15 protein-coding genes are annotated in these 24390 nt (G+C 72.7%); all 15 read left to right on the plus strand.

What is annotated here, in order from left to right; genetic code table 11:
- Window positions 1-30 precede the first annotated feature (30 nt).
- The 15 genes from NHH00_RS18840 to NHH00_RS18910 all read left to right on the plus strand — a co-directional run bounded on the left by NHH00_RS18840 (window position 31) and on the right by NHH00_RS18910 (window position 24383).
- Entirely contained in the window at window positions 31-732 is a 702-nt protein-coding gene (locus NHH00_RS18840) for an NADH-quinone oxidoreductase subunit C (protein WP_253055134.1), read from the plus strand.
- The gene (locus tag NHH00_RS18845; RefSeq protein ID WP_374615299.1) at window positions 729-2108 is read left to right on the plus strand and encodes an NADH-quinone oxidoreductase subunit D; all 1380 of its coding nucleotides are present in this window, start codon (window positions 729-731) and stop codon (window positions 2106-2108) included. The genes NHH00_RS18840 and NHH00_RS18845 overlap by 4 nt, the downstream gene beginning before the upstream one ends.
- Window positions 2105-3001 carry an NADH-quinone oxidoreductase subunit NuoE gene (gene nuoE / locus NHH00_RS18850; protein WP_253055077.1) on the plus strand — a complete coding sequence of 299 codons (897 nt, stop codon included), beginning with the start codon at window positions 2105-2107 and terminating at the stop codon, window positions 2999-3001. The genes NHH00_RS18845 and nuoE overlap by 4 nt, the downstream gene beginning before the upstream one ends.
- Window positions 2998-4365: an NADH-quinone oxidoreductase subunit NuoF gene (nuoF, locus tag NHH00_RS18855; RefSeq protein ID WP_253055078.1), complete on the plus strand. Its 1368-nt coding sequence runs from the start codon at window positions 2998-3000 to the stop codon at window positions 4363-4365. Before nuoE ends, nuoF begins: the two co-directional genes overlap by 4 nt.
- Window positions 4365-7055, plus strand: coding sequence for an NADH-quinone oxidoreductase subunit G (locus NHH00_RS18860; RefSeq protein WP_253055079.1), 2691 nt, complete (start codon window positions 4365-4367; stop codon window positions 7053-7055). Before nuoF ends, NHH00_RS18860 begins: the two co-directional genes overlap by 1 nt.
- Window positions 7052-8458 carry an NADH-quinone oxidoreductase subunit NuoH gene (nuoH, locus tag NHH00_RS18865; protein WP_253055080.1) on the plus strand — a complete coding sequence of 469 codons (1407 nt, stop codon included), beginning with the start codon at window positions 7052-7054 and terminating at the stop codon, window positions 8456-8458. The genes NHH00_RS18860 and nuoH overlap by 4 nt, the downstream gene beginning before the upstream one ends.
- A 58-nt stretch (window positions 8459-8516) precedes the next feature.
- On the plus strand, window positions 8517-9182 hold the full coding sequence (nuoI, locus tag NHH00_RS18870) for an NADH-quinone oxidoreductase subunit NuoI (protein WP_253055136.1): 666 nt from the start codon (window positions 8517-8519) through the stop codon (window positions 9180-9182).
- Complete coding sequence (locus NHH00_RS18875) at window positions 9179-10144, plus strand: NADH-quinone oxidoreductase subunit J (RefSeq protein WP_253055081.1); 966 nt, start codon at window positions 9179-9181, stop codon at window positions 10142-10144. The genes nuoI and NHH00_RS18875 overlap by 4 nt, the downstream gene beginning before the upstream one ends.
- Complete coding sequence (gene nuoK / locus NHH00_RS18880; RefSeq protein ID WP_047234414.1) at window positions 10144-10443, plus strand: NADH-quinone oxidoreductase subunit NuoK; 300 nt, start codon at window positions 10144-10146, stop codon at window positions 10441-10443. The genes NHH00_RS18875 and nuoK overlap by 1 nt, the downstream gene beginning before the upstream one ends.
- Before the next feature lie 13 nt (window positions 10444-10456).
- Window positions 10457-12487 carry an NADH-quinone oxidoreductase subunit L gene (gene nuoL, locus NHH00_RS18885; RefSeq protein WP_253055082.1) on the plus strand — a complete coding sequence of 677 codons (2031 nt, stop codon included), beginning with the start codon at window positions 10457-10459 and terminating at the stop codon, window positions 12485-12487.
- Window positions 12488-12500: 13 nt separating this feature from the next.
- Window positions 12501-14171, plus strand: a complete 1671-nt coding sequence (locus tag NHH00_RS18890; protein ID WP_253055083.1) for an NADH-quinone oxidoreductase subunit M — start codon at window positions 12501-12503, stop codon at window positions 14169-14171.
- On the plus strand, window positions 14168-15943 hold the full coding sequence (gene nuoN / locus NHH00_RS18895; RefSeq protein WP_253055084.1) for an NADH-quinone oxidoreductase subunit NuoN: 1776 nt from the start codon (window positions 14168-14170) through the stop codon (window positions 15941-15943). Before NHH00_RS18890 ends, nuoN begins: the two co-directional genes overlap by 4 nt.
- Window positions 15940-16986 (plus strand): polyprenyl synthetase family protein, encoded by a 1047-nt coding sequence (locus NHH00_RS18900; RefSeq protein WP_374615302.1) that lies wholly within the window; start codon window positions 15940-15942, stop codon window positions 16984-16986. The genes nuoN and NHH00_RS18900 overlap by 4 nt, the downstream gene beginning before the upstream one ends.
- A 355-nt stretch (window positions 16987-17341) precedes the next feature.
- On the plus strand, window positions 17342-23362 hold the full coding sequence (locus NHH00_RS18905) for an Ig-like domain-containing protein (RefSeq protein WP_253055085.1): 6021 nt from the start codon (window positions 17342-17344) through the stop codon (window positions 23360-23362).
- Window positions 23363-23408: 46 nt separating this feature from the next.
- Complete coding sequence (locus tag NHH00_RS18910; protein ID WP_253055086.1) at window positions 23409-24383, plus strand: AAA family ATPase; 975 nt, start codon at window positions 23409-23411, stop codon at window positions 24381-24383.
- Window positions 24384-24390 lie beyond the last annotated feature (7 nt).

Consider the following 24390-nt stretch of genomic DNA (forward strand, 5'->3'; position numbering starts at 1 on the left):
GAGGAGGTCTCCGGACCGCGGTCGGGCGACCTGGTGACCGGGGCGGGCGCGCCGCGCACGCTCGAGGTCGTCGAGGTGCGCGAGGGCATGTTCGGCGTCCACGGCTCGGGCGACACGTCGGGGTACGGCGGGCTCGTCCAGCCCGTCGCGATGCCCGGCGCGAGCCCGCGACCGTACGGGGGCTGGTTCGACGAGGTCGTCGACGTCCTCGCCGAGGTGCTCGCGGAGGGCGGCACGCGGTTCGAGGCGGCGGTGGAGCGCGTCGTGGTGGACCCGCCCGGCGCGCACGCCGAGCTGACGATCCACGTGCACCGCGACCACCTCGTCGAGGTGTGCCGCGCGCTGCGCGACGACCAGGACCTGCGGTTCGAGCTGAGCCTGGGCGTGAGCGGCGTGCACTTCCCGCACGACGTCGGCCGCGAGCTGCACGCCGTCTACCACCTCACGTCGATCACGCACGGGCGTCGGCTGCGCCTCGAGGTGTCGGTGCCCGACGCCGACCCGCACGTGCCGACCACGACGTCCGTCTACCCGACGAACGACTGGCACGAGCGCGAGACGTGGGACTTCTTCGGGATCGTCTTCGACGGCCACCCGTCGCTCGCGCGCATCGAGATGCCCGACGACTGGCCGGGCCACCCGCAGCGCAAGGACTACCCGCTCGGCGGGATCCCCGTCGAGTACAAGGGCGCGACCGTGCCCCCGCCCGACACGAGGAGGTCGTACTCGTGAGCACGCACACCACCGGCGCCCCCGGCGCCGCCCCGCACTCGACCCGCCCGCCCGTCGGCGACTTCGACCAGGGCGTCCCGAGCTTCGAGGCGTCGGGCGGCGACTGGGCGGACATCGCCGAGAGCGCCGTCGCGGCGGCCGCGCTCGGCGAGGAGCGCATCGTCGTCAACATGGGCCCGCAGCACCCGTCGACGCACGGCGTGCTCCGCCTCATGCTCGAGATCGACGGCGAGACGGTCACCGAGGCGCGCTGCGGCATCGGCTACCTGCACACCGGCATCGAGAAGAACATGGAGTACCGGACGTGGACGCAGGGCGTCACGTTCTGCACCCGCATGGACTACCTCGCGCCGCTGTTCCAGGAGACGGCGTACTGCCTCGCGGTCGAGAAGCTGCTCGGCATCACGGACGACGTGCCCGAGCGCGCGAGCGTCATCCGCGTGCTCATGATGGAGCTCAACCGCATCGCGTCCCACCTCGTGTGCCTCGGCACCGGCGGCAACGAGATGGGCGCGACGACCGTCATGACCATCGCGTTCACCGCGCGCGAGGAGATCCTGCGGATCTTCGAGGCGGTCACGGGCCTGCGCATGAACAACGCGTACGTCCGCCCCGGCGGCGTCGCGCAGGACGTGCCGCCGGACCTCGTCGAGCAGGTCCGCAAGGCCGACCCGCTCATCCGCCGGTACCTCGGCCAGCTCGGCGACCTCATGCTGGCCAACCCGATCTTCAAGGGCCGGCTCGTCGGCGTGGGGCACCTCAACCTCGCGGGCTGCATGGCGCTCGGCGTCACCGGGCCGGTGCTGCGCTCCACGGGCCACCCGTACGACGTGCGCAAGTCCGACCCGTACTGCGGCTACGAGACGTACGACTTCGACGTCCCCACCGCGACGGGCGCCGACTGCTACGACAGGGTCGTGCTGCGCCTCGAGGAGTGCTACCAGTCGCTGCACATCGTCGCGCAGTGCCTCGAGCGCCTCGAGCAGACGGCCGGGCAGCCCGTGATGGTGGGCGACCGCAAGATCGCGTGGCCCGCGCAGCTCGCGATCGGGAGCGACGGCCAGGGCAACTCGCTCGACCACATCAAGGAGATCATGGGCACCTCCATGGAGGCCCTGATCCACCACTTCAAGCTCGTCACCGAGGGCTTCCGCGTCCCGGTCGGGCAGGCGTGGCAGACCGTGGAGCACCCGCGCGGCGAGCTCGGGGTGCACCTCGTGTCCGACGGCGGCACGCGCCCCTACCGGGCGCACTTCCGCGACCCGTCGTTCAACAACCTCCAGGCCGTGGCGGCGATGTGCGAGGGCGGCCAGGTGGCCGACGTCGTGGTCGCCGTCGCCTCCCTGGACCCCGTGCTGGGAGGGGTGGACCGATGACCATCGACGCCGGACCTGCGACGAACGGCACGCCCGCGGGCGCCCCGCGCCCCGGGTACGACGCGGAGACGACGGCGCGCCTCGCCGCCGACGCCGCGCAGATCGTCGCGCGCTACCCCGAGTCGCGCTCGGCGCTGCTCCCCATGCTGCACCTCGTGCAGTCCGAGGACGGCTACGTCTCGCGCGACGGCATCCTGTTCTGCGCGGAGCAGCTCGGCCTCACCGCGGCCGAGGTCTCCGCCGTCGCGACGTTCTACACGCAGTACAAGCGCCACCCCAACGGGACGTACACCGTGGGGGTCTGCACCAACACGCTGTGCGCGATCATGGGCGGCGACGCGATCTTCGACGAGCTCTCCGACCACCTCGGCGTCGGCCACGACGAGACGACGGAGGACGGCGCGATCACGCTCGAGCGCGTCGAGTGCAACGCGGCCTGCGACTACGCGCCGGTCATGATGGTCAACTGGGAGTTCTTCGACAACCAGACACCCGGGTCGGCGACCGACGTCGTCGACCGCCTCCGCGCGGGCGAGCCCGTCGCCCCGACCCGGGGCGCCGCGAGCGTGTGCACCTTCAAGCAGATGAGCCGCGTCCTCGCGGGCTTCCCCGACGGCCGCGCCGACGAGGGCGTCGGTGCCGGCGAGCCCACCCTCGCCGGCCTCCGCCTCGCGCGCGAGCAGGGCTGGACCGCCCCCGGCACCGACCAGGCCCCTACCTCGCCGGACCAGGGCTCTACCTCGGCTGGCGAGCCGGCTCCCGAGAGGCCCGTGACGGGCGGTGAGCAGTCGAGCGCCGAGCGGACGCCGACGACCGGCGCCGACGTCGACCCCGGTGGCAAGGCCGAGTCCCCCGGCACCCAGCCCGACCCGTCGAAGGGAGCGGACGCATGAGCGAGCAGCAGGGCACCGTGACCCGGCCGGCACCGGACCCGCTGACCCCCGTCCTGTCGGACACGTGGGACGCGGACCGGTCCTGGACGCTGGCGTCGTACGTGGACCGCGGCGGGTACGCGGGGCTGCGCGCGGCGCTCGCCCAGGACCCGGCGGACGTCGTCGCGACGGTCAAGGCGTCGGGCCTGCGCGGCCGTGGCGGCGCGGGCTTCCCGACGGGCATGAAGTGGGGCTTCCTGCCCGCGCCCGACGGCGGCCCGCGGTACCTGGTCGTCAACGCGGACGAGTCCGAGCCGGGCACGTGCAAGGACATCCCGCTCATGCTGGCGAGCCCGCAGGCGCTCGTGGAGGGCGTCGCGATCACGTCGTACGCGATCGGGTGCCACCACGCGTTCATCTACGTGCGCGGCGAGGTCCTGCACGTGTACCGCCGCCTGCTGCGCGCGGTCGAGGAGGCGTACGAGGCCGGGTTCCTGGGCAAGAACGTCCAGGGCTCGGGCTTCGACCTGGACGTCACGGTCCACGCCGGTGCGGGCGCGTACATCTGCGGCGAGGAGACGGCGCTGCTGGACTCGCTCGAGGGCCGCCGCGGCCAGCCGCGGCTCAAGCCGCCGTTCCCGGCGGTCGCGGGCCTGTACGCGCGCCCGACCGTCGTCAACAACGTGGAGTCCATCGCGAGCGTGCCCTCGATCGTCGCGCGCGGCGCCGACTGGTTCACGTCGATGGGCACGGAGCGGTCGGCCGGGTTCGGCCTGTTCTCGCTCTCGGGCCACGTGACGCGTCCCGGGCAGTACGAGGCACCGCTCGGCACGACGCTGCGCGAGCTGCTCGACCTCGCGGGCGGGATGCGGGGCGGCAAGGCGCTGAAGTTCTGGACGCCGGGCGGCTCGTCGACGCCGCTGTTCACCGACGCCCACCTCGACACCCCCCTCGACTACGAGTCGGTCGCGGCGGCGGGCTCGATGCTCGGCACGCGCGCGCTCCAGCTCTTCGACGAGACGACGTGCGTCGTGCGGGCCGTGAGCCGGTGGACGGACTTCTACGCGCACGAGTCGTGCGGCAAGTGCACGCCGTGCCGCGAGGGCACGTACTGGATGAAGCAGGTGCTGGCGCGCATCGAGGCGGGCCAGGGCACGGAGTCCGACCTCGACCTGCTCCTCGACACGTGCGACAACATCCTGGGCCGCGCGTTCTGCGCGCTCGGCGACGGCGCCACGTCGCCCGTGACGAGCAGCATCGAGCTGTTCCGCGACGAGTACGAGGCGCACATCACGGAGCACCGCTGCCCGTTCGACCCCGCCGCAGCGGCCCTCTTCGACTACACGCCCCGCCCGGCCCGCGTCCTGACGGCAGGAGTGCACTGATGACGACCACGACCCCCGCCCCGGGCACCGGCTCCGCCGCCGCTCCCACGGGTGGCGCGGCCAAGCCCCCGGTCCCCGCGGACCACGTGACGTTCACGATCGACGACGTCGAGATGTCGGTGCCGAAGGGCACGCTCGTGATCCGCGCGGCAGAGCAGATCGGGATCCAGATCCCGCGGTTCTGCGACCACCCCCTGCTGGAGCCGGCGGGCGCGTGCCGCCAGTGCCTCGTCGAGGTGGCGACGCCGGACCGCGAGGGCAACGTCCGGCCCATGCCGAAGCCCCAGGCGTCGTGCACGCTCGAGGCGACTCCCGGCATGGTGGTCAAGACGCAGCGCACGAGCCCGGTCGCCGACAAGGCGCAGCACGGGATCATGGAGCTGCTGCTCATCAACCACCCGCTCGACTGCCCGGTGTGCGACAAGGGCGGCGAGTGCCCGCTGCAGAACCAGGCGATGAGCAACGGTCGCGCGACGAGCCGGTTCGTGGACGTCAAGCGCACGTTCCCCAAGCCGATCGCGGTCTCGACGACGATCCTGCTCGACCGCGAGCGCTGCGTGCTGTGCCAGCGGTGCACGCGCTTCTCCCAGGAGATCGCGGGCGACGCGTTCATCGACCTCCAGAAGCGCGGCGCCGCGCAGCAGATCGGCCGGTTCGACGAGGCGGTGCTGGACTTCGCGCCGCCCGCGGGTCAGGCGCCGGGAGACCGCCCGGTCGGGCTCGCGCTCGAGGACGAGTCGGGGCTGCCGTTCGCGTCGTACTTCTCGGGCAACACCGTGCAGATCTGCCCGGTGGGCGCGCTCACGGGCGCGGCGTACCGGTTCCGCTCGCGCCCGTTCGACCTGGTCTCGACCCCCGGGGTCTCCGAGCACGACTCGTCGGGGTCGGCGATCCGCGTCGACCACCGCCGCGGCGTCGTGCTGCGCCGCCTCGCGGGCGAGGACCCGCTGGTGAACGAGGAGTGGATCACTGACCGCGACCGCTTCGCGTTCACGTGGCAGTCCGCGCCGGACCGCCTGACGCACCCCCTCGTGCGCGACCGCGAGGTCGCCCCGGACGGGTCGGTGACGCGGGGCGAGCTGCGCCCCGCCTCCTGGGCGGAGGCGCTCGAGGTCGCGGCCGACGCCCTGACGCGGGCTCGCGACGCCGGGGGCGTCGCCGTCCTGCCGGGCGGCCGGCTCACCCTCGAGGACGCCTACGCGTACGCGAAGCTCGCGCGCACGTGGCTGCGCACGAACGACGTCGACCACCGCGCCCGCGCCCACAGCGCCGAGGAGGCGGAGTTCCTGGCGCACGCCGTCGCGGGCCGGGCCGTCGGCCACGCCGGCGGCGTGACCTTCACCGACCTCGAGAAGGCGCCCGCGGTCCTCCTCGTCGGCCTGGAGGCCGAGGAGGAGGCGGGCGTGACGTTCCTGCGCCTGCGCAAGGGCGCCGTGCGGCACGGGGTGCGGGTGTTCTCCGTCGCGCCGTTCGCGTCGCGCGGCGTGCAGCGCATGCACGGCACGCTCCTCCCCGCCGCGCCGGGCACCGAGGCGGAGTGGCTCGACGGCATCGCCGCGGGCGGCCAGGTCCGCACGCTCGACGAGGCCGAGGGCACCGACCTCCTCGCCGAGGTCAGCGACGCGCTCCGGGCGCCGGGCGCCGTGATCCTCGTCGGCGAGCGGCTCGCCGCGACGCGCGGCGGGTACAGCGCGCTGCTGCGCGCGGTCGCCGCGACGGGCGCACGCCTCGCGTGGGTCCCGCGGCGCGCCGGCGAGCGCGGCGGCGTCGAGGCCGGCACCCTGCCGAACCTCCTGCCGGGCGGACGCCCGGTCGCCGACGCCGCGGCCCGTGTCGACGTCGCGACGGTCTGGGGCGTGGCCGCCACGGACGACCAGCCGACCGGGCTCCCCGCGACCGCGGGCCGCGACGTGGGGGAGATGCTCGACGCCCTGTCCGTCGGCCAGCTCGCGGGCGTGCTCGTCGGCGGCCTCGAGCTCGACGACCTGCCGGACCCCGCGCACGCGCGCCGCGCGCTCGAGGCGGCGGACGTCGTCGTCTCGCTCGAGGTGCGGCGTTCGGCGGTGACCGAGCTGGCGGACGTCGTGCTCCCCGTGGCGCCGCCCGTCGAGCGCGAGGGGGCGTTCGTGAGCTGGGAAGGCCGCGTGCGCCGGTTCCCGGCGGCGCTCGCCTCGACGGCGATGACGGACCACCGCGTGCTCGACGCGCTCGCCGACGCCGCGGGCGTCAGCCTCGGCCTCGGCACCGTGGACGCGGTGCGCGCCGAGCTGGACCAGCTCGTGGGCGACGGCGCGTGGGACGGCGAGCGCGCCGCCGCGCCGGACGTCGAGACCACCGAGCCGCCCGCCGTCGCACCCGGGACCGCGGTCCTCGCGAGCTGGCGCCTCCTGCTCGACGACGCGCGCGGCCAGGACGGCGAGCGCTACCTCGCGGGGACGGCGAAGCGGCCGGTCGCGCGGCTGTCCGCGACGACGGCCGCCGCGGTCGACGTGTTCGACGGCGACCTCGTGCGCGTCTCGACGGACCGGGGCGCGGTCACGCTCCCGGTGGTGGTGACCGACATGGTCGACCACGTGGTGTGGCTGCCGCTGCGGTCGCCGGGATCGTCCGTGCACGCGGCGCTCGGCGCCGTGCCGGGCGACGTCGTCCGGCTCGGCCCCGGGAGCACCGACGGAGGGGAGGGCGCATGAGGCTCGTCCACGCACTCGCTGCCGAGACCGCGGGCGTGCCCGGGATCACGGCGAACTTCTCGCAGGACAACGGCTGGACCTACCTCGTCAAGGCCGTCCTCATCCTCGTGTTCCTGCTGACGAGCGTGCTGTTCGCGATCTGGTTCGAGCGCAAGGTCGTCGCGCGCATGCAGGTGCGCCCGGGCCCCAACTGGCACGGCCCGTTCGGCCTGCTCCAGTCGCTCGCCGACGCGATGAAGCTCCTGCTCAAGGAGGACATCACCGTCAAGGCGGCGGACAAGTTCGTCTACCTGCTCGCCCCGATGATCTCCGTGTTCTGCGCGCTGCTCGTGTTCGCGGTCATCCCGTTCGGGCCCGAGGTGCAGATCCCGTTCACGGACTACGTGACGCCCGCCCAGCTCACGGACTTCCCGGTCGCGACGCTCTACATCCTCGCGTGCGCGTCGCTCGGCGTGTACGGGATCGTGCTCGGCGGCTGGTCGTCCGGCTCGACGTACCCGCTGCTCGGGTCGGTCCGCTCGACGGCCCAGGTCATCAGCTACGAGCTCGCGATGGGCCTCTCGCTCGTCTCCGTCTTCCTCATGGCGGGGTCGATGTCGACCTCGCGCATCGTCGACTCGCAGACGCAGCTCTGGTGGTTCCTCCCGCTCCTGCCCGCGTTCGTCATCTACGTCATCTCCATGGTCGGCGAGACCAACCGCCTGCCGTTCGACCTCCCCGAGGCCGAGGGCGAGCTCGTGTCCGGGTACATGACCGAGTACTCGTCGATGAAGTTCGCGTGGTTCTTCCTCGCGGAGTACATCAACATGCTCAACGTCTCCGCCGTCGCGACGACGCTCTTCCTCGGCGGGTGGCGCGCCCCGTGGCCGCTCTCGGCGATCAACGACGGGATGTTCAACGAGGGCTGGTGGCCCATCCTCTGGTTCCTCGTCAAGGTCTGGGCCGTCATGTTCTTCTTCGTGTGGGTCCGCGGCACGCTGCTGCGCCTGCGCTACGACCAGTTCATGCGGTTCGGCTGGAAGGTCCTCATCCCGTTCGCCCTCGCGTGGCTCGTGCTGCTCGCCGTCGCCCAGGCCGTGCGCCAGTTCCTCGACGTCGACCTCCGCGTCTTCGTCGGCATCGCCGTCGCGCTGGCCCTGGTGGTCGTGGTGGTCGTCTGGTTCTGGCCCGAGAAGAAGGCCCCACCCGGAGCGACGCCCCGCGCCGCGGGTACCGGGCCCGAGCCGTTCGACGCGTTCGCGGGCGGGTTCCCCGTCCCGCCGCTGCCGGGCCAGTCGCTCCCGCCCTCGCCCCGCCGCCGCGCCCTCGTGCCCGACGACACGGGCTCGCCCGGGGCGTCCCGCTCGCCGGGCACCGGTGCCCCCCGAGACACACCGCACGACAAGGAGGTCGACCGTGGCTGACGACCAGAAGCCGGCCCGTCCCGGCGAGTACGAGGTCCGCCGCCCGCAGGCGAAGGGGCTGCGCGAGGCGCTCGCGCCCGTCGCCGGGTTCGGCGTGACCTTCGCGTCGATGTTCCGGCCGACGGTCACCGAGCAGTACCCGCGCCAGAAGGTGCCGACGAAGCCGCGGTACCACGGACGGCACCAGCTCAACCGGTACCCCGACGGGCTCGAGAAGTGCATCGGCTGCGAGCTGTGCGCGTGGGCGTGCCCCGCGGACGCGATCTACGTCGAAGGTGCCGACAACGCCGACCTGCCCGACGGCGGCCACATGTCGCCGGGCGAGCGGTACGGGCGCGTCTACCAGATCAACTACCTGCGCTGCATCTTCTGCGGCCTGTGCATCGAGGCCTGCCCGACGCGCGCGCTGACGATGACCAACGAGTACGAGCTCGCGGGCCCGACGCGCGAGGGCATGATCTGGGAGAAGCAGGACCTGCTCGCGCCGCTCCAGGAGCGGATGCTCGCCGCGCCCCACCCGATGGTCCCGGGGACCTCGGACACCGAGTACTACCGCGGGGAGGTGAGCGGCCCGGTGGCCGAGCAGGTGGACTGGGTGCGCGAGCACCGTCCGGACGACCCGACCCTCCCGCCCGAGCCCACGGGGCCGCCGCCGGAGGTCCGGCGGGTCACCCCGACCTCGGGGCGCTCCGCCGGCGCGTCGGCCCGGAAGGCCGCCCGGTGACCGCGAGCGGCGGCGAGGCGGTCCTCTTCTGGGTCCTCGCCCCCCTCATGGTCCTCGCGGCGCTCTCGCTGCTCTTCGCCCGCAAGGCGGTGCACGCCGCCATCGCGGTCATGTTCGTCATGGTCGACCTCGCGATCCTCTACATCGCGCAGGAGGCGTCGTTCCTCGGCGTCGTCCAGGTGGTCGTGTACACGGGCGCCGTGATGATGCTGTTCCTCTTCGTGCTCATGCTCGTCGGCGTCGACGCGTCGGACTCGCTCGTGGAGACGATCCGCGGGCAGCGCTGGCTCGGCGTGCTCCTCGGGCTCGGGCTCGGGGTCGTGCTGGTGGGCGTGGTCGCGCAGGCGACCTTCCCGCCGTCGGTCGGGCTGGAGCTCGCCAACGCGGCGACGAACCCCGTGGCGCTCGCCCGCGTGCTCTTCGCGGACTACGTCTTCGCCATGGAGGTCGTGGGCATCCTGCTCATCACCGCCGCGGTCTCGGCGCTCGTGCTCACGCACCGGCGCCGGCTCACCCCGAAGGTGGGTCAGCGCGAGCAGGCCGACGCGAAGGTCGCCGCGCTGCCCGCGGGCGGCCGGCTCACGCCGCTCGCCGCCCCCGGCGTGTACGCGCAGAACAACGCCATGGACACCCCGGCGCTCGACCCCCAGGGCCGGCCCATCGAGGAGTCGGTCTCCCGCATCCTGCGCATCCGTGGCCAGGAGCGGTCGGCCGGGACCATCCTCGAGGCCGAGCGCGAGGTGCTCGTCGAGCACGAGCCCCTGCGGGCGCTGCCCGCCCTGCGGGCCCAGGACGCGAACGAGCGCACGGTGCAGGCCGCGACCGCCGACGAGCCGCAGGGCGAGGCGCCCGCCGGCGACGTCGGCGGGCCGGACGACCCGGGCCGGTCCCGCGTGCCCGGCGGCGCCACCGATGCGGTGCCGGACGGCGGCCCCGGCGCGACCCCGGGAGGAGAGGACTGATGGAGCTCACCAACTACCTCGTGCTCGCGGCGATCCTGTTCTCGATCGGTGCCGCGACCGTGCTGCTGCGGCGCAACGCGATCATCGTGTTCATGGGCATCGAGCTCATGCTCAACGCGACCAACCTCGCGTTCGTCACCTTCGCCCGGATGCACGGCGACGTGACCGGGCAGGTGCTCGCCTTCTTCGTCATGGTCGTCGCGGCGGCCGAGGTCGTCGTCGGCCTCGCGATCATCGTGTCCATCTTCCGCACCCGTCGGTCCGCCTCGGTCGACGACGTCAACCTGCTCAAGAGCTGAGGGGCCGGCACCGATGACGACGCTCCTTCCCGCCCTGCCCACGGCGAGCGGACTGCTGGCCGCGACCGACGTCGTGCCCGCGTCCGAGACCGTGCCGGGCGCGTTCCTCGCGGCACCGTACCTGGTGCTGCTCCCGCTCCTCGGGGCGGCCGTCCTCCTCCTCGCCGGGCGCCGCAGCGACCGCTGGGGCGCGTGGTTCGGCGTCCTCATGTCGGGCGCCGCCTTCGTGGTGGGCCTGGTCCTCTTCCTCGTGATGCTCGGGCTCCCCGTCGACGAGCGCGTGGTCGACTTCCGGATCGGCGACTGGATCGTCTCCGGCGGCCTCGACCTCGCGATGGGCCTGCGGATCGACCCGCTGTCCCTGACGTTCGTCCTCCTCGTGACGTTCGTCGGCACGCTCATCCACGTCTACGCGGTCGCCTACATGGCGCACGACCGCGACCGGCGCCGGTTCTTCGCGTACCTCAACCTGTTCGTCGCGGCGATGCTCGTGCTCGTCCTCGCCGACTCCTACCTCCTGCTGTTCGTCGGCTGGGAGGGCGTGGGCCTGGCGTCGTACCTGCTCATCGGGTTCTGGAACCACAACCGCGCGTACGCGGTCGCGGCCAAGAAGGCGTTCGTCATGAACCGCGTGGGCGACATCGGGCTCATCGTCGCGCTCATGCTGATGTTCGCGACGTTCGGCGCGGTCGACTTCACCACCGTGTTCGCGCAGGCGCCGGAGGCGTCGACCGCCGTGCTCACCGCGACGAGCATCGCGCTCCTGCTCGCCGCGTGCGGCAAGTCGGCGCAGTTCCCGCTCCAGGCGTGGCTCGGGGACGCCATGGCGGGCCCGACGCCGGTCTCCGCCCTCATCCACGCGGCCACCATGGTCACGGCGGGCGTCTACCTCGTCGTGCGGTCCGCGCCGATCTTCGAGGGCGCGCCCACCGCGCAGCTCGTCGTCGTCATCGTCGGCGCGGTGACGCTCCTCTTCGGGGCGATCGTGGGCTGCGCCAAGGACGACATCAAGAAGGCGCTCGCCGCCTCGACCATGTCCCAGATCGGGTACATGATCCTCGCCGCCGGGCTCGGGCCGATCGGGTACGCGTTCGCGATCTTCCACCTCGTGACGCACGGCTTCTTCAAGGCCGGGATGTTCCTCGGCGCGGGGTCCGTCATGCACGGCATGGACGACCAGGTCGACATGCGCCGGTTCGGCGGTCTCGCGCGGTACATGAAGGTCACCTGGATCACGTTCATGATGGGCTGGCTCGCGATCCTCGGGATCCCGCCGTTCTCGGGCTTCTGGAGCAAGGACAAGATCATCGAGGCCGCGTTCGTGCCCGTCGACGGCGAGCCGTGGCGGGCGTGGGTGTTCGGCGGCGTCGCGCTCCTGGGCGCCGGGATCACGGCGTTCTACATGTCGCGCCTGTTCTTCATGACGTTCTCCGGTCGCCGCCGCTGGAACGACGGCAGCGGCTCCGTGGACGGCCTCGGCCCGCAGGACGGCCCGGTGCAGCACCCGCACGAGTCGCCCCGCCTCATGACCTGGCCGATGATCGTCCTCGCCGTCGGCTCGGTGGCCCTGGGCGGCATCCTCGCCGCGGGCTCGCGGTTCGTCACGTGGCTCGAGCCGGTCACCGGGCACGCCGAGCACCACGAGCCGGTCCTGCCGGTGTGGTCGCTCATCACCCTGACGCTCCTGCTCGTCCTCGCCGGCGCGGCCCTCGCCTGGCGGCAGTACGCGATGTCGAGCGTCCCGGTCCGTGCGCCGCGCGGCTCCGTCCTCACGCGCGCCGCCCGGCGCGACCTGTACCAGGACGACGTCAACGAGGCCGTGTTCATGCGGCCCGGCCAGTACCTCACGCGCTCGCTCGTCTACGCCGACAAGGAGATGGTCGACGGCGGCTGGATGGGCCTCGCCGGCCTGATCGGCCGGATCGGGGAGTGGCTGCGCGGGTCGCAGAACGGCTACGTGCGCTCGTACGGCGCGACGATGCTCGGCGGCCTCGTGGTGATCGTCGCCGTCGTCCTCGCCCTGACCACCGGCTCCGCGAGCTGAGAGGGAGACACCCATGACTACCTCCGTCCCCTGGCTGTCCCTGCTCGTCGCCTGGCCCCTGGTGGGTGCCGCGGCGGTGTGGCTCACGGCCGCGGCCCGCACGCGCGGCGTCGGCGCGGGAGCGCTGCGCACCGTGCGCGGCATCGCCCTCGGCGCCGCGCTCGTCGAGCTGGGCCTGCTCGTCGGCGCCTTCACCGCGTTCGACACGTCCGCCGCCGGCACGCACCAGCTCACCGAGACGTACCGCTGGATCCCGCAGATCGGCGCGAGCTACGCGGTGGGCGCCGACGGCGTCGCGCTCGCGCTCGTGGCGCTGTCGGTCCTGCTCGTCCCGCTCGTCGTGCTGGCCGCGTGGAAGGAGCAGGACGGCGACGTGCGCCGCCTGCGCCACTACCTCGCGCTCGTGCTGCTGCTCGAGGCGTTCATGGTCGCGGTCTTCGTCGCGCGCGACGTGTTCCTCTTCTACGTCCTCTTCGAGGCGATGCTGATCCCGGTCTACTTCATGATCGGCGGGTTCGGCGTCGGGGCGCGGCGGCGCTACGCGGCGGTGAAGTTCCTGCTGTTCTCGCTCGCGGGCGGGCTCATCATGCTCGCGGCCGTCATCGCGCTGTACGTGCAGGTGCCGATCGACCCGACGACGGGCGCGCGTCCCGAGGACGCGTTCCTCACGTCGAACCTCGTCGAGACGTTCGCCGCGTCGCCCATGCCCGTCACGACCGAGCGCCTGCTGTTCCTCGGGTTCTTCCTCGCGTTCGCCATCAAGGCGCCGCTCTTCCCCGTCCACACCTGGCTGCCCGACGCCGCGCAGCACGCTCCCGCGGGCACCTCCACGCTCCTCGTGGGCGTGCTGGACAAGGTCGGCACGTTCGGGATGCTCACGCTGTGCCTCCCGCTCTTCCCGCACGCGAGCGCGTGGGCGGCCCCCGTCGTGGTCGTCCTGGCGGTCGTCTCGATCCTCTACGGCGCGCTCATGGCGATCGGGCAGAGCGACCTCATGCGACTCGTCGCCTACACGTCGGTGTCCCACTTCGGGTTCATCGTGCTCGGCATCTTCGCGTTCACGTCGCTCAGCGTGTCCGGGTCGTCGCTGTACATGGTCAACCATGGCATCTCGACCGGCGCGCTGTTCCTCCTGGCGGGCTTCCTCATCGCCCGGCACCCGGAGCGCTCGCAGCGCATCGCGGACTACGGCGGCCTCCAGAAGGTCGTCCCCGTGCTCGCGGGGACGTTCCTCGTGGCCGGCCTCTCCGCGCTGTCGCTGCCGGGTCTGTCGACGTTCGTCAGCGAGATCATGGTGCTGGTCGGCACGTTCGCGCGCAGCCCCTGGGCCGCGCTCGTCGCGGTGCTCGGCGTCGTGCTGGCCGCGCTCTACGTGCTGCTGACCTACCAGCGGATCTTCACGGGCGGCACCCGCGAGGGGCTCGACGCGCTCCCGGACCTCGGTGCGCGCGAGAAGTGGGTCGTCGCACCGCTGATCACGGTCCTCCTCGTCCTCGGCTTCTACCCGGCGCCCGCGCTCGACCTCGTGCGCGAGCCCGCGGAGGTCACCCTGTCCGACCTCGCGGTCGCCGGCGTCGAGGACCCGCCGCGCTCCGACCCGTTCGCCGAGGGCGCCGAGCAGGCCGCCCTCGAGAGCCAGGGGTCGTCCGTCACTCGTAGCTCCGACGAAGGGAGCGAGTCGTGAACGACTCCTTCGTGGCCCCCACGGTCGACTGGCTCTACCTCGCCCCGATCCTCGTCGTGCTGGGCGCCGGCGTCGTCGGCGTGCTGATCGAGGCGTTCGTGCCCGCGCGCGTCCGTCGCACGACGCAGGTCGTCCTCGCGCTGCTCGCGACGGCCGCGGCGTTCGCGCTCGTCGTCGTGCTGTGGCGCGACCCGGCCGTGCAGGGGTCCGCCCAGGCGGCTCCCGGGGTCCGGGTGCTCGGCGGATCCATGGTCGTCGACCCCTTCGGCCTCGCGATCCAGGGGATCGTCGTCCTCCTCGCGTTCCTCGCGATCCTCGTGATCGCCGACAAGACGTCGACCGGCCAGGACGCGTTCGCGCCGTCCGCGGCGGCGGTACCGGGGTCGCCGTACGAGGACCTCACGCGGCGCAAGGGCCTCGAGCAGACCGAGGTCTACCCGCTCGTGCTCTTCGCCGTCGGCGGCATGATGATCTTCCCCGCGACCGGCAACCTCCTCGTGATGTTCGTCGCGCTCGAGGTGCTCTCGCTCCCGCTGTACGTGCTCTCCGCGATGGCCCGCCGCCGTCGCCTCCTCTCGCAGGAGGCGTCGTTCAAGTACTTCCTCCTCGGTGCGTTCGCGTCCGCCCTGTTCGTGTTCGGCGTCGCGCTCGTCTACGGGTTCGCCGGCTCGGTCGACCTCGTCGAGGTGTACCAGTCGCTCGCGACGCCCGGAGGCCCGCTCGCGACCATGCCGGGGCTCGTCGTCGTGGGCGTCCTGCTCATCCTCGCGGGCCTGCTCTTCAAGATCGGTGCGGCTCCGTTCCACGCCTGGACGCCCGACGTCTACCAGGGCGCCCCGACGCCCATCACGGGCTTCATGGCCGCGTGCACCAAGGCGGCGGCGTTCGGCGCTCTGCTGCGCGTCCTGTACGTCGTGAGCCTCGGGCTCGCGCAGTCCTCGCCCACGGCGCGCGAGGACCTGTTCGTCGCGCTCTGGGTCGTCACGCTGCTCACGATGGTCGTCGGGACCGTCGTCGGTGCCGTGCAGACCGACGTCAAGCGGCTGCTCGCGTACTCGTCGATCGCGCACGCGGGCTTCATCCTCGTGGGCGTCGTCGGGTTCTCGCAGCTCTCGCTGCGCGCGACCGTCTTCTACCTGCTCGTCTACGGCCTCGCGACGGTCGGCGCGTTCGCGGTCGTCACGCTGGTGCGCGAGACCGCCCCCGTGCGCGAGCGCGTGCCGGCCACGGTGGGAGCCGGGGCCGACGGGGCGGGCGACCCCGCGGACAACGTGACCGACGGGGCGGCGGAGCAGCCGGTCGCCGTGCTCGGCGAGGCGACGCACCTCGCGCAGTGGGCGGGGCTCGGTCGCCGGAGCCCGTGGCTCGCGGGCGTGTTCTCCCTCTTCCTCCTCTCCATGGCGGGCATCCCGCTCACGGCGGGCTTCGTGGCGAAGTTCACCGCGTTCGGCGCGGCCATCGCCGGGCCCGACGGCCGGGGCGGGGGGTCGACGTGGGTGCTCGCCGTCGTGGGCGTGATCGCGTCGGCCGTCGCGGTGTTCTTCTACGTCCGGATCATCGTCCTGATGTTCTTCACCGCTCCCTCCGGGGGAGCCGCGGAGGGGACGGACGACGACGGCGGCGCGGTCGAGCGGCCGGGCGTGACCGTCGTCCGGTCGACCGGTCCGACGACGATCGCGATCGCGGTGTGCGCTCTCGGGGTGCTCCTCCTCGGTGTGTTCCCGTCCCCGGTTCTCGATCTGGCGGCCGAGGCGGTTAAGTTCGTCCCGTGACCTCTGTTCCTCCCGTGCCGCGTGAGCGGACCGCGCCCGTGACGACCACCGCGATCCCGATCTCGGACCCCGAGCTCGCGGCCGCCCTCACCGAGCGGCTCGCCGGGGTCGAGGCTCGGCTGCGCGAGGCCGTCGCGCACGCCGACCCGCTCGCCGACACGGCGTCCCGCCACCTCGTCAACGCGGGGGGCAAGCGGCTGCGGCCGCTGCTCACCCTGCTCGCCGCCGAGCTCGGGGACGGGACGCGTCCGGAGGTGGTGGAGTCCGCGGTCGTCGTCGAGCTCACGCACCTCGCGTCGCTGTACCACGACGACGTCATGGACTCCGCCCCGGTGCGCCGGGGGGCCCCGTCTGCGCACGCCGTGTGGGGGAACTCGGTCGCCATCATGGTCGGCGACCTCCTCTTTGCGCGTGCCGCGTCGACCGTCGCGGCGCTCGGGCCCGAGGCCGTGCTCATCCAGGCACGCACCTTCGAGCGGCTGTGCCTGGGCCAGCTCCACGAGACGATCGGCCCGGGGGAGGGCGACGACCCCGTCGAGCACTACCTCGAGGTGCTCGCCGACAAGACGGCCTCGCTGCTCTCGACGTCCGCGCGGCTCGGCGCCCTGTTCGCCGGGTGCCCGACGGCCGTCGTCGACACGGTCGCGGCCTACGGGGAGAAGCTCGGGGTCGCGTTCCAGCTCGCCGACGACGTGCTCGACCTGGCGTCGTCGGGCGACGAGTCGGGCAAGACGCCGGGGACGGACCTGCGCGAGAAGGTGCCGACCATGCCGGTGCTGCTGCTCCGTGCCCGGATCGCGAACGGGACCGCGAGCGAGGCGGACGCCCGGCTCGTCGAGCTTCTCGACTCCGACCTGACGGACGACGCCGCCCTCGCCACGGCCGTGGCCGCGCTGCGACGCCACGAGGTGCTCGGCGAGACGCGCGCGCTGGCGGTGCGCTGGGCGCGCTCCGCCGTGGAGGAGCTCGACGCGCTCCCCGCGGGGCCGGTCACCGACGCGCTGCGCTCCTTCGCGGAGGCGCTCGCCGACCGCGCCGCCTGACCGTCGCGCGGGGTGATCTTTTTCCCGGCCCACGACGGCCGGGGACGCCGGTGCGACCCGACGGCATCGTTGCCTCCGTCATCGAGTTGACCTGCTCGGACGCCCCCGACCGGGGAATCTCGCCCGACGCGGGACGGCGTCCGGGGAGCGCGGGGTGGGGAGCGCTCCCCATCGGACGGGTGTCGGTTTTCACCCGGTCTCCCGCTATCCTCGGTTGCGCGATCGGTGGGGCCGCCTGGTATGTGCGAGATCGAGGGGGCTGGAGAAGGGGGCCGATCGTCTCCCGATCCAACTCCTCGGAGGACCTGTGGGTTTCCTGGCGCGTCTGAACGAGCACCGTCGCACCGTCGCGTCGGTGAGCACCGTGTCGGTGTTCTCGACGGCGCTGGTCGGGATGGCGCTGTTCTACGAGGGCGAGGCCACGGCGGACGTGGACCTGAACGACTCGGGCGTGTGGGTGACGAAGTCGTCGGCCGGGCTGCTGGGTCGGTTCAACTACGAGTCGCAGGCGATGGACGGGACGCTGAACGCGGGCAGCGCGTCGTTCGACGTGCAGCAGGACGCGGGCCGGGTGCTGCTGGACGACTCCGGGACGAGCTCCGCGTCCCCCGTGAACGTCGCGCACCTCAAGCTGGACGGACAGGTTCGTCTGCCGGCGGGGGCGCAGGTGGTCTCCGGTGGCGCGACGACGGCGATCCTCGACGGCGAGGAGGGTCTGCTGTGGGTGCTGCCGTTCGACGGGGCGGCCTCGTTCGACGCGGAGAAGACGGACCCGACGGTCGAGGTCGAGGGCGGGGGAGCCCTCACGGTGTCGCAGGACGGGACGGTGTTCGCGGCGATCCCGTCGACGGGGACGTTGTGGACGGTGGCGACGACGTCCAAGGGCACCGCGGACGGCGACCCGTCGTCCTCCTCCCTGCCCGTGGGCAAGGGCGCGGAGGTCGAGGTGACCGCGGTGGGCGACAAGCCGGTCGTGCTCGACCGGTCGGGCTCGCAGCTCGTGCTCCCGGGTGGCAAGACGGTGACCCTGGACGACGGCGCCGAGGCGCGGCTCCAGCAGCCGTCCGCGGGGTCGGCGAACGTCGTCGTGGCGACGACCGGGGGGCTGGTCACGCAGCCGCTCAAGGGTGGCGACGCGCTGCGGCGCTCGGCCGAGGGGCGCCCGGCCGCGCCGGTGCAGCTCGGCGGCTGCACGTACGGGGCGTGGGCCTCGACGGGTCAGGTGATCCGTGACTGCGACGGCACCGACCGCGACCTGGACACCCGCCTGGAGGGGATCGATCCGCAGGCGCGTCTGGAGTACCGGGTGAACCGGCGCGTGATCGTGCTGAACGACCTGTCGGCGGGGACGTTGTGGATGGCGGCGGACGAGTACCAGAAGGTCGACGACTGGGACGTGCAGATGCCGGAGGAGGCCGAGGGTGAGGAGTCCGACGCGGAGCTGACGAACCCGGAGCAGGTGGACCAGTTCATCGCGGACCGGTCGCAGCCGAACAAGCCGCCGCAGCCGCAGGACGACAGCTTCGGGGTGCGTCCGGGTCGCACGACGATCCTGCCGGTGCTGGGCAACGACGTGGACCCGGACGGGGACGTGATGACGGCGTCGCTGGCGGGGGACTCTCCGGCCAACGCGACGGTGCAGGCGATCATGGGCGGTGCGGCGCTGCAGGCGGTGGTGCCCGAGGACGCGCAGGGTACGGGCACGTTCCGGTACTCGGTCGCGGACGGTCGCGGTGGTGTGGCCGAGGCCGGCGTCACGCTGAAGGTCTCGCCGTGGGGGGAGAACGCGCCGCCGGAGCAGACGGGTGACCCGGTGCTGCGGGTGGCTCAGGGTGGTCGGGCCACGATCAAGGTCCTGCCGTACTTCAAGGACCCGGACGGGGACGACCTGTACCTCGCCTCGGCCGCGGCGACGGTGGCCGGGGACGACGTGCGCTCGCGCCCGGACGGGACCGTGGAGTTCCGCGACGGCGGCGGCTCCACCGGCCGCAAGGTGGTCACGGTCACCGTGGCGGACGGGCAGGGTGGCGTCTTCGAGGGCAAGCTGCTGGTGGACGTGGTGCCGGGCCCCCAGCCGCCGGTGGCGGTGAACGATCACGTGGTGGTGCCGGCGGGGCAGCCGGTGACGGTGGAGCCGTTGCGCAACGACACCGATCCGAACGGTGACGAGCTGCGGCTGGCGTCGGTGTCGGAGTCCGCTCCCGCGGAGATCACGCCGAACTATGACGCGGGGACGTTCACGTTCGTGTCGATGGAGCCGCGGTCGTACGACCTGACGTACCAGGTCACCGATGGTCCGAACGCGACGACGGGTCTGGTGCGGGTGGACGTGCTGGCGCCGTCGGAGGCCGAGGGTGCCCCGATCGTGGTGACCGACACCGCCCTGCTCCCGGCGGGCGGCAGCACGCTCGTGGACGTGCTGGCCAACGACACCGACCCCGCCGGCGGCGTCCTCGTCGTCCAGTCGGTCAAGGTCCCCGCGGACGCGGGCGTCTCCGTCGCCGTGCTCGCCCACCAGATGCTGCGCATCACGGAGCTGCGCCAGCTCGACGGACCGGTCACCGTCACCTACACCGTGTCGAACGGCACGGAGTCCGCCCCGGGCGAGGTGCGGGTCATCCCGGTGCCGGCGCCGACGCGGTTGCAGCCGCCGCAGGCGGCGGCGGACGAGGTCACGGTGCACGCCGGGGACGTGGTGACGATCCCGGTGCTGAAGAACGACACCCACCCCGACGGGCTGGAGCTGTTCCTGCAGCCCGAGCTCGAGCAGGACGTGGACCCCGCCCTGGGCGAGGCGTTCGTCTCGGAGGACACGCTGCGGTTCAAGGCCGGCCCCGAGGCCGGGACCGCGTACGCGATCTACCGGGTGCGCGACGTCAACGGGCAGGAGGACTCCGCCCAGGTCACGATCCGCATCCGCGACGGCGAGGACAACGCACCCCCGCAGCCCCGCGAGATCGACGCCCGCGTGCTGTCCGGGTCCAGCGTGCGCATCGCGGTCCCCCTGGACGGGATCGACCCCGACGGCGACTCCGTCCAGGTCACCGGTATCGCGTCCCCGGCGGGCAAGGGGACGGTCGGCGTGGTCGACGGCTTCCTCGAGTACACCGCCGCGAAGAACGCGGTGGGGCTCGACACCTTCACCTACACGGTGCTCGACGCCCGCGGGGCGACGGCGACCGGCACCGTGCGCGTGGGGATCGCGCGCCCGGGGGAGACGAACCAGCCTCCTGTGGCGGTGGACGACGAGATCACGGTGCGCCCGGGGCGCACGGTCTCGGTCGCGGCCCTGGCCAACGACACCGACCCCGACGGCGACCAGGTCGGCCTGGTCCCCGGCGCCATCGAGGACACCCACGACCTGGACGCCGAGGTCGTGACCGACCGCATCGTCCTGACCTCCCCCGACGCCGACGGCGCCTACACGTTCTACTACCAGGTCCAGGACACCTACGGCGCCCGCGCCACCGGCGCCGTCACCGTCAACGTCGCCGCCGACGCACCCCTGCTGCCCCCCGTCGCCCGCGACGACACCGTGCCCGTCGAGGACATCCTCGGCAAGACCGAGGTCACCGTCCCCGTCCTGGACAACGACGCCGACCCCGACGGCGCCGCGACCGAGCTCACCGTCACCACCGACGCGACCACCGCCACCGTCACCGACACCGGCGAGCTCGTCGTCACCCTCACCGAGAACCGCCAGGTCATCACCTACACCGCCACCGACATCGACGGCCTCACCGCCAAGGCCTTCGTCAAGGTGCCCGGCCTCACCGACCAGAGGCCGACGCTCCGGCCGGGGACGCAGCTCGAGGTGCTGGCCGGGGAGTCCCTGCCGATCGACATCACCGAGCACGTGCTCGTGGTCGAGGGCAAGACGCCGCGCCTGACGACCGAGGACGCCGTGAAGGTCACCGAGGGCTCGCGCGAGGTCCCGTCGGTGACCCAGATCGTCTACACGCCCGACCCCGCCTACACCGGGCCGGCGTCGGTGTCGTTCGAGGTGACCGACGGGTCCGGCCCGGACGACCCCGAGGGGCACACCAACGTCCTGACCATCCCCGTCCAGGTCCTGCCTCCGGAGAACCTCGCGCCCGAGCTCGTCGGGTCCCCGGCGCTCGACGTGGCCGCGGGCGAGGAGGCCTCGGTCGACCTCGCACGCTTCGCCACGGACGCCGACGGAGACCCGCTGACGTTCACCGCGTCCTCGGGCGGTGCGCAGGGCATCACGGTCTCGGTCGAGGGCAGCACCCTGCACGCCCAGGCCACGCCCGAGGTGCCCAAGGGCTCGGTCGTGCAGGTCCCGATCACCGTCACCGACGGCGAGCACCCCCCGGTCGAGGGCACCGCGACCCTCACCGTCGTGGCCTCCACCCGACCCCTGGTCCGCGCCAACACCGACACGGTCGACGACGCCCACCAGGGCAAGGCCACGAAGGTCGACGTGCTCGCGAACGACTCGAACCCGTTCCCCGACACACCGCTGAAGCTCGTCGACGCCGTCGTGGAGACCGGGCAGGGTTCGGCTGACCTGGCCGGTGACCAGGTCAGCGTCACGCCCCGCGACGACTTCGTCGGCGTCATGGTGGTCCGGTACCGGGTGCAGGACGCGACCAAGGACCCCGACCGCGAGGTCGAGGGTCGGATCCAGCTCAAGGTGCTCGGCAAGCCGGAGGCCCCCGCGACCCCGCAGGTCGAGGAGGTGCGGTCCAAGACGGTCGTGCTGTCCTGGGACCCGCCGAACAACAACGGCGCCGAGATCACCGGCTACACCGTGCGCTCCCAGAACGGCTACGAGAAGGCCTGCGGCACCACGACCTGCACCCTCGACGGCCTGACGAACAACGTCAAGTACACCTTCACCGTGTTCGCGACCAACGCCGTCGGCGACGGACCCGCGTCCCCGCCCTCGGCCGAGGCCCGCCCCGACGAGAAGCCCGACCCGCCCGCCGCACCCACCCTCGAGTTCGGCGACCAGTCCCTGACCGTCACCTGGACCAACAAGACCTACACCGACCGCTCGCCCATCGAGACGGTCGACCTGGAGATCTCCCCGGCGCCGCCGGGCGGGGCGGTCCAGAAGACCGCGCTCGTCGGGACCTCGGTGACCTGGGACGGGCTGAAGAACGGCGTCGCGTACAAGGTGCGCGTCCGGGCGAACAACCTCGCGCCCGACCCCTCGGACTGGGGCGAGTACTCGACGGCGGAGACGCCCGCGGGCAAGCCGGCCGCGCCGGCGAAGCCGACCGTGAAGCGCACCTCGATCGGCGACACGTCGCAGATGCAGGTCGCGTGGACCGCTCCGTCCGACAACGGCGCGGCGATCTCGAAGTACACGATCGAGGCGCTCCAGGGCGGCTCCGTCGTGAAGACCGCCACCGCGGGGGCGGGAGCGACCTCGACGACGATCGGGGTCTCCGCGGACACGACCGGCTACACGTTCCGCGTGCGGGCGCACAACAAGGCGACCGACAAGTTCGGCGACGCCGAGTTCTCGCCCGCGTCCGACCCGGTGCGCGCCTTCGCGGCGCCGAGCACGGTGAGCAACCTCCGGGCTACGGCGAACGGGACGAACAATCAGATCCAGCTCTCGTTCGGTGCGGCGTCCGGCAACGGGGTGAAGGCGAGCGAGATCTCCTACGAGTACGCGGCCGGGGACGGCTGGAAGAAGCTCGCCGACAACAAGATCGTGGGCGGGCTGACCAACGGAAAGGCGTACTCGATCAAGGTTCGCGCCGTCGCCAACGTCGACGGCGCGAACCAGGCCGGCGAGAGCACGACCGCCAACTCGGCCACCCCGTACGGACCGCCGCCCCGCCCGACGGTCTCGGCGAGCGGCGGCAAGGGCCAGGTGACCTTCAAGGTCTCCGGCTCGACGAACGGTCGCAACGTGACGATCACGGTCAGCGGGGCGAAGTCCGGGTCGTTCGGCATCTCCCAGTCCGCCGGCTCGGGGTCGAACACGTACACCGCGAGCGGGCTCGGCTACGGCGAGACCGCCAAGCTGTGCGCCGTCGCGAAGGACAGCGAGGGCAACACGTCCGCCGAGGCGTGCGACTCGGCCAAGACCGAGGCGCGCCCGGTGCCGACGCTCTACAAGCACTCCGACGCCCAGGGCGAGGAGGGGTGCGGGGACAGCTCGTGCCGCTGGCTCGGCATCGACCCCAACGGCGCGACCGGATCGGTCCAGTACCAGTGCTGGGGCTCGGACGGCGGCTGGCACAGGTTCTCGCCGTCGTCGAACTACTCCAACGAGTGGTGGACCATCAACCTCAGCAACGGCCGCCAGCGGCTCCAGTGCTACTACGGCTGGCCGGGCCAGCAGGTCCAGGTGAAGTTCTCCGACGGGACGAGCACACCGGTCATGGGCTGGTAGCCCCCCGCCCGTCCGCTCTACAGCACGCAACGAGAAACGGAAACTCATGAGCACGATGACCCCCGAGCAGGCCACCTGGTTCGCTCAGACCTTCGACCGCCTCGTCGGCAACGTGGGCCAGGCCGTCCTGGGCAAGGCGCACGTGGTGCGCCTCACCCTGACGTGCATGCTCTCCGAGGGCCACATCCTCCTCGAGGACGCACCCGGCACGGGCAAGACGTCGCTCGCCCGCGCCCTCGCGGCGAGCGTCCAGGGCACGAACAACCGCATCCAGTTCACGCCCGACCTCCTTCCGTCGGACGTCACGGGCGTGACGATCTACGACCAGAAGACGGGACAGTTCGAGTTCCACCAGGGCCCGATCTTCGCGTCGATCGTGCTCGCGGACGAGATCAACCGCGCGTCGCCCAAGACGCAGTCGGCGCTCCTCGAGGTCATGGAGGAGGGGCGGGTCACCGTCGACGGCGTGGGCCACGACGTCGGGCGCCCGTTCATGGTCATCGCGACGCAGAACCCCATCGAGCAGGCCGGCACCTACCGGCTGCCCGAGGCACAGCTCGACCGCTTCCTCATGAAGGCGTCGATCGGGTACCCGGACCACGCGTCGACGGTCGAGATCCTCTCCGGTGCGTCCGTCCGCGACCGGAGCAAGACGCTCCAGCCGCTCATCACGACGCAGGCCGTGACGGAGATGGCCGAGCTCGGCGCGCGCGTGCACGTCGACGGCGCGGTCCTGGAGTACGTCTCCCGGCTCGCCGAGGAGACGCGCAACGCGCCCGAGGTCCGCGTCGGCGTCTCCGTCCGTGGCTCGCTCGCGCTCGTGCGCTGCGCCAAGGTCTGGGCCGCGGCCCACGGCCGCAACTACGTGCTGCCGGACGACATCAAGGAGCTCGCGCAGCCGGCGTGGGCGCACCGCCTCGTGCTCGACCCGGAGGCCGAGTTCGCCGGCGCCACGAACGAGGCCGTGCTCGGCCGGCTCCTCGCCGACGTCGCGGCGCCGCAGGAGCGACGCTCCGCCTGACCGGACG

It is taken from the genome of Cellulosimicrobium cellulans, from assembly GCF_024124905.1.
Lineage (GTDB): Bacteria > Actinomycetota > Actinomycetes > Actinomycetales > Cellulomonadaceae > Cellulosimicrobium > Cellulosimicrobium cellulans_G.